Here is a 6,176-nt window from a genome sequence, read left to right as displayed (position 1 = left end):
CTCCGGCACCCAGGCGGCCAAGACCCTCAAAGAGCTCGGCTACCGGGTCGTCCTCATCAACTCCAACCCGGCGACCATCATGACCGACCCCGAGTTCGCCGACCGGACCTATATCGAACCCATCGAACCCGAGGTGATCGCTCGGATCATTGAAAAAGAAAACGTCGATGCCATTCTTCCTACCATGGGGGGCCAAACCGCTTTGAACGTAGCGATGGAGATGTATGAGCGGGGCATGCTCGAGGGGGTCGAATTCCTAGGGGCCGATCCCGCGGCGATCAAAAAGGGCGAAGACCGCCAGGCCTTCAAAGAGGCGATGCAGAAGATCGGTATGGACCTGCCCATCTCCAAATACGCCTACAATATGGACGAAGCGATCGCCGCCGCCAAGGAGATCGGTTTCCCCCTGATCATCCGCGCCTCCTACACCCTGGCCGGAGGCGGCTCGGGCGTGGCCTACAATATGGATGAGTTCAAAGAGATCGCCAAAGGAGGCCTGGAGGCGAGCCCCATCAGCGAGATCCTCATCGAAGAGTCGCTACTGGGCTGGAAAGAGTACGAGATGGAGGTGATCCGGGACCGGGCCGACAACTGCATCATCGTCTGCTCCATCGAAAACCTGGATCCCATGGGCGTCCATACCGGCGACTCCATCACCATCGCCCCCGCCCTGACGCTGACGGACAAAGAGTATCAGCGGATGCGCGACGCCAGCTTCGCCATCCTGCGGGAGATCGGCGTCGATACCGGCGGCTCCAACGTCCAGTTCTCCGTCAATCCCGAGACGGGGCGGATGATCGTCATCGAGATGAATCCCCGCGTCTCCCGCTCCTCGGCCTTGGCCTCCAAGGCTACCGGCTACCCCATCGCCAAGGTCGCCACCCTCCTGGCCGTAGGCTACACCCTCGACGAGATCACCAACGACATCACCGGCACCCCCGCCAGTTTCGAGCCGGTCATCGACTACATCGTCACCAAGATTCCGCGCTTCACTTTCGAGAAGTTCCCTCAGGCCGACAGCACCCTCACCACCGCCATGAAGTCCGTCGGCGAAGTCATGAGCATCGGCCGCACCTTCAAGGAGTCCTTCCAAAAAGCGCTGGTCTCCCTGGAGACAGGACTCATCGGTTTCGATCCCGTCGACTGCGACGAAGAGACCCTGTTGCGTCAGATCCGCCGCCCCAACGCCGACCGGATCCGCTACGTCTTCGAAGCTTTCCGCCGCGGTATGAGTGTCGAAGCAGTCCATGAGCTGTGCCGGATCGACCCCTGGTTCCTCTATCAGTTCGAGGAGCTGGCCGCCGCCGAAGCCGCCATCAGCCTGGAGACCCTCCACGACGCCGAGCAGCTTCGTCGTCTCAAGAGCGACGGCTTCAGTGATGCGATGATCGCCGCCGTCCTCAACCGCCAAGAGGGCCTCAGTCTCAGCGAAAACGATATCTACACCGCCCGAAAAAAGCTGGGCATCGACCATCAGTACAACGAAGTCGATACCTGTGCCGCCGAGTTCGAAGCGCTCACCCCCTACCTCTATTCGACGACCAACATCACGCCCCTTCCCGATGCGGGGCGCCAGGCCGAAACGGGGAAAAAGAAGGTCCTGGTCATCGGCGGCGGCCCCAACCGGATCGGCCAGGGAATCGAATTTGACTACTGCTGCGTCCACGCCGCTTTCGCGCTGAAAGATATGCAGATCGATTCCCTGATGTACAACTGCAACCCCGAAACGGTCTCCACCGACTACGATACCAGCGACGTGCTCTACTTCGAGCCAATCGACTTCGAGCATGTCCGCACCGTCATCGAGACCGAAGAGCCCGACGGGGTCATCGTCCACTTCGGTGGCCAAACCCCGCTGAAGCTGGCCAAAAACCTCACCGCCATCGGTGCCAAAATCATCGGCACCCCCGCCAAGGTCATCGACCTGGCCGAGGATAGGGAGAAGTTCAGCGCTTTCATCGAAAAGCTCGGCCTCAAACAGCCCGAAAACGGCACCGCCTTCGCCAAAGAGGAGGCGATCGCCATCGCCAACCGCATCGGCTATCCGGTACTGGTGCGCCCCAGTTTCGTCCTGGGGGGCCGGGCCATGCGGACCGTCTACAACGACGAAGAGCTGCGCGAATACATGGACGAGGCGGTTCAGGTCTCCAACGATTCGCCGGTGCTCATCGACAAGTTTCTCGACAATGCGGTGGAGCTGGACGTCGATGCTATCTGTGACGGCAAAGAGGTCTATATCGGTGCGGTGATGCAGCACATCGAAGAGGCGGGGATCCACTCAGGAGACAGTGCCTGTTCTCTGCCTCCCGTCTCCGTCGATCCCGAACTGCTGGCCCAGGTCAAGCGCCAGACCATGGAGATCGCCCTGGGCCTGGGGGTCGTGGGGCTGCTCAACATCCAGTACGCCATCCACCGGGGCGAGATCTACCTGATCGAGGTCAACCCCCGCGCCTCCCGGACCGTCCCCTTCGTCTCCAAAGCCACCGGCGTCCCCCTGGCCAAGGTCGCCACCCGGGTCATGGTCCGCGGCGACCTCCGCGAAGCCCTGGAGTACTACGACACCTTCAAGGTGGTCAACTACGACACTGTCCCTATGGAACCCAATCTCAAAAACCACATCGCCGTCAAAGAGGCGGTCTTCCCCTTCAACAAACTCCCCGGCTCCGACCTGATCCTGGGACCCGAGATGAAATCGACCGGCGAAGTGATGGGGATCAGCGACAACTTCGGCATGAGCTTCGCCAAGAGCCAGTTCGCCTCCAAAAACCTCATTCCCCTGGAGGGCAAAGTTTTCCTCTCCCTGACCGAGATCGATAAACCCCATGCCGGAGAGATCGGACGGATGTTCACGGAGCTGGGCTTCGAGATCGTCGCCACCGCCGGGACCCACGCTGCGCTCGAGGCCGCCGGAGTGCCGAGTACCAAGGTCCTCAAGATCAGCGAAGGGCGTCCCAACATCGACGATATGATCCGCAACGAGGAGATCGCTCTGGCGGTCAATACCTCCGACAACAAAGCCGCCAAAGCCGACGCCCGCCAGATCCGCCAGTCGGTCCTGGCCAACCATGTGGCCTACTTCACTACCATCGCCGCCGCCCGGGCCGCCGCGATGGCGATTCGGGAGCTGCAAAAAAATTCAGGCAGTCTGGAACCGAAAGCACTGCAGGATTATCTTCTTTGATGGAGAAGAACCCCAAGTCAGAAAGGTGAAGCCGTCATGACGATTCAGCAGCGTATCATTCTCTTTTTTACTCTCATTACAATCCTGCTGCTGACTGTCGTCATGCTGATGTGGTATCGCCTCTCTCTGCAGGCAGATCTGACCCGTGCGCAGGAGAACCGTTTCGAGAGTTACAAACTCGCCGTCCATCTGAAAAATACCGCCGACCAGCTGACCCGGATGGCCCGTACTTACACTTTGACGGACGATCCCCGTTATCGGAAATTCTATCAACACATTCTCGCTATTCGCGACGGCCGTGAGATCCGTCCGACAAATTACAATATTCTTTTCTGGGATCTGATGACCCCCAAAAGTGAATTTCATCCTCCCCGTGAAGGCAAAGCCGTCTCTTTCCGTCAATTGATCAGACAATCCCGACTCTCCAGCGACGAATTGGCCAAACTCCGCCAAGCCAATCACTATGCTGATCAACTGGCAAATCTGGATAACCAGGCCTTTCATCTGATGGAATTGGCCGATATCGACGATGATTTGAGCCAGGCCAACCGGCTGGCGGCCCAACAGCTTCTCTACGGTTCGCACTATCGCCGTATCCGAGCCAAAATGGCCAAAGAACTCTCCGATCTCTTCCAAATGATCGATCGACGGACATCGGCCCAGGTGCAGCGCATTGCTAGACAGGAGGCGATCATCAACGATGTTCTGATTGTTCTGGTTTTGCTGCTGCTGATGCTTGCCCTTCTGAGCTGGTTCCACTCACGGAAAAAAATCGTCGATCCCCTCAAAGAGTTGATCCGTTGGACCCAGAGACTCGAAAAAGGAAAATTTCAGTTCAACTGCACCATCAACGGTAGAGATGAGATCAGCCAATTGGCCCATTCCTTTTCCAAGATGGCCGATACCCTTCACAAAAGCCTCAACGATCTCAACCATAAAGCCCATACGGATCGGCTAACCAATCTGCCCAACCGCCGCTATTTGGAGATCGAGATGGAACGGATGCATTTGGCGGTCAAATATTACGGTATGCCCTGTAATATCATCCTCTTGGACCTGGATCACTTCAAACAGATCAACGACCGATACGGACACGACATGGGGGATCAGGTCCTGCGCCATTTTGCCCACCTCCTCCTCTCAGAGGTGCAGCTCCCCCACGCCGCCTGTCGTTGGGGCGGAGAGGAGTTTCTAATCATGACCAAAAACCTCACCCTCGACCAAGCCGTAGCCTTGGCGGAGAAGATTCGTCAGCGGGTAGAAACTACAGAGTTTCCCGGAAATCTTCATGTCACGCTAAGCGCCGGTGTCGCCTCTTTGGAAGCGGATCTCGAACTACGCGAAGGTATCCAGCGGGCCGATGAGGCGCTCTATCAGGCCAAAGCCCAAGGACGCAATCGGGTGCTAGCGTACCGGGCCTCTGATCAATGAGTCTAGAACATCTCCTCTTTCTCAGCGACACCGATACTACGGTCGGATTTATCTCCAAAGATGCCCGACGCATCGACCGGGCCAAACAACGCCCTCCTTCTAAACACTACATTACCGCCCTCCCTTCACTCAGGTCTCTCACGACGTTGACCAGAATTCCCCGCTCCCATCGACGCCGTATCCGTCGCCGTCGCCATGAAAGCTATATCCTTCCCTCCGGACATTCCTATCGCATCGTTCACAATGCCCGGCATCTGCTGCTGCTCAAAAGATTGGGCCGGGCCTACACCAGCTCCGCCAATCTCAGCGATGCCCCCTACGAAGAAGCCTATGCCCGTCAGGCTGCCGACGTGATCGTCGAACCGCTGGGGCCTCCCCGTGCCCCGTCGCGGATCTATCGCCTGGGCCGACAGAAAATGAAACGGCTCAGATAGGGTATAATTCCACAAAAATTTTTCCAAAGGACCGAATCGATGGGACGAGCTTTTGAATACCGCAAAGCTGCCAAACTCAAGCGCTGGGGACAGATGTCCCGGATCTTCCCCAAACTGGGCAAGATGATCACCATGGCCGCCAAAGAGGGGGGCAGCCCCGATCCGGAGATGAACGCCAAGCTCCGGACCGCCATCGCCAACGCCAAAGCCCAGAATATGCCCAAGGACAATATCGAAGCGGCGATCAAGCGGGCCTTCAACAAGGATGCCGCGGATATCAAAGAGATGCACTACGAGGCCAAGGGCCCCTACGGAACGCTGATGATCATCGAGTGCGCCACCGACAACCCCACCCGAACCGTCGCCAACGTCAAAGCGATCCTGGTCCGGAACAAGGGCGAGCTGCTGACCAGCGGCTCTCTGGACTTCATGTTCACCCGCAAATCGGTTTTCGAGTTCGACCGTGATCCCGCCATGGATCTGGAGGAGCTGGAGCTGGAGTTGATCGACTACGGCCTGGAGGAGATCGAAGAGGACAAAATCCCCCAGGAGCATGGCGAAGACAAAGAGATCGTCCGGATCTACGGTGAGTACAGCTCCTTCGGCGAACTCAACAAAGCCCTCGAGGAGCGCGGCATCGAAGTGAAAAAAGCCCAGCTCCAGTACATCCCCAATACCCCCCTGGATCTCAGCGAAGAACAGATGGACGAAGTCACCGTCCTCATCGATAAACTCGAAGAGGACGACGACGTCCAGACGGTCTATACGAATCTGGCGTAATATGGTGCGTCGTTTGTCGTTTGAATGGGGCTTCGCCCCTCTTTGTCGTTTGAATGAAGTCGGCAAAGGAAGAGTCGCAAGTCGCAAGTCGCAAGTCGCAAGTAGTGTGGCCTTCGGCGATGTCATTGGTTATTGGTTATTGACCCCTCTGAAAAATCTCCACGAGAGGTTTCACTCGATGGCGACAAAGGAGCGCTCAACCCGTGAAACGGGCGCTTGCGTTCGCGACTGCCAGAGCTATCGAGTGAAACCGGTTGTTTTTCAGAGCATTCTATTGGTTATTGGGAGCGTTGCAAAGCAACGCATACCGAAATCATTCACCATTCACCATTCATCATTCACCCTTTCGT

The 6,176-nt window shown here is 57.4% G+C and carries 5 protein-coding genes; all 5 read left to right on the top strand.

Annotated features, from left to right (window positions below):
• The coding region (gene carB, locus F8I07_RS04775; RefSeq protein ID WP_292656424.1) for a carbamoyl-phosphate synthase large subunit at positions 1–3,181 on the top strand (3,181 nt) is incomplete at its 5' end.
• A gap of 36 nt (positions 3,182–3,217) precedes the next feature.
• Positions 3,218–4,612, top strand: coding sequence for a diguanylate cyclase (locus F8I07_RS04770; RefSeq protein ID WP_292656422.1), 1,395 nt, complete (start codon positions 3,218–3,220; stop codon positions 4,610–4,612).
• The gene (locus F8I07_RS04765; RefSeq protein ID WP_292656419.1) at positions 4,609–5,046 is read left to right on the top strand and encodes a Sua5 YciO YrdC YwlC family protein; all 438 of its coding nucleotides are present in this window, start codon (positions 4,609–4,611) and stop codon (positions 5,044–5,046) included. Before F8I07_RS04770 ends, F8I07_RS04765 begins: the two co-directional genes overlap by 4 nt.
• A 39-nt stretch (positions 5,047–5,085) precedes the next feature.
• The gene (locus tag F8I07_RS04760; protein WP_292656416.1) at positions 5,086–5,826 is read left to right on the top strand and encodes a YebC/PmpR family DNA-binding transcriptional regulator; all 741 of its coding nucleotides are present in this window, start codon (positions 5,086–5,088) and stop codon (positions 5,824–5,826) included.
• A 1-nt stretch (position 5,827) separates the two neighbouring features.
• Positions 5,828–6,176 (top strand): hypothetical protein (locus F8I07_RS04755; protein ID WP_292656413.1); only part of this gene is annotated, 349 nt, incomplete at its 3' end.

Origin of the sequence: Nitratifractor sp. (assembly GCF_015487065.1) — a bacterium.
In the GTDB taxonomy this organism is placed as follows: domain Bacteria; phylum Campylobacterota; class Campylobacteria; order Campylobacterales; family Sulfurovaceae; genus Nitratifractor.
This window is presented reverse-complemented; position numbering and strand designations above follow the sequence as displayed.

Coding starts and splice junctions, on each gene's coding strand:
- F8I07_RS04770 (WP_292656422.1), top strand. CDS start 3,218: ATGACGATTCAGCAGCGTATCATTCTCTTTTTTACTCTCATTACAATC.
- F8I07_RS04765 (WP_292656419.1), top strand. CDS start 4,609: ATGAGTCTAGAACATCTCCTCTTTCTCAGCGACACCGATACTACGGTC.
- F8I07_RS04760 (WP_292656416.1), top strand. CDS start 5,086: ATGGGACGAGCTTTTGAATACCGCAAAGCTGCCAAACTCAAGCGCTGG.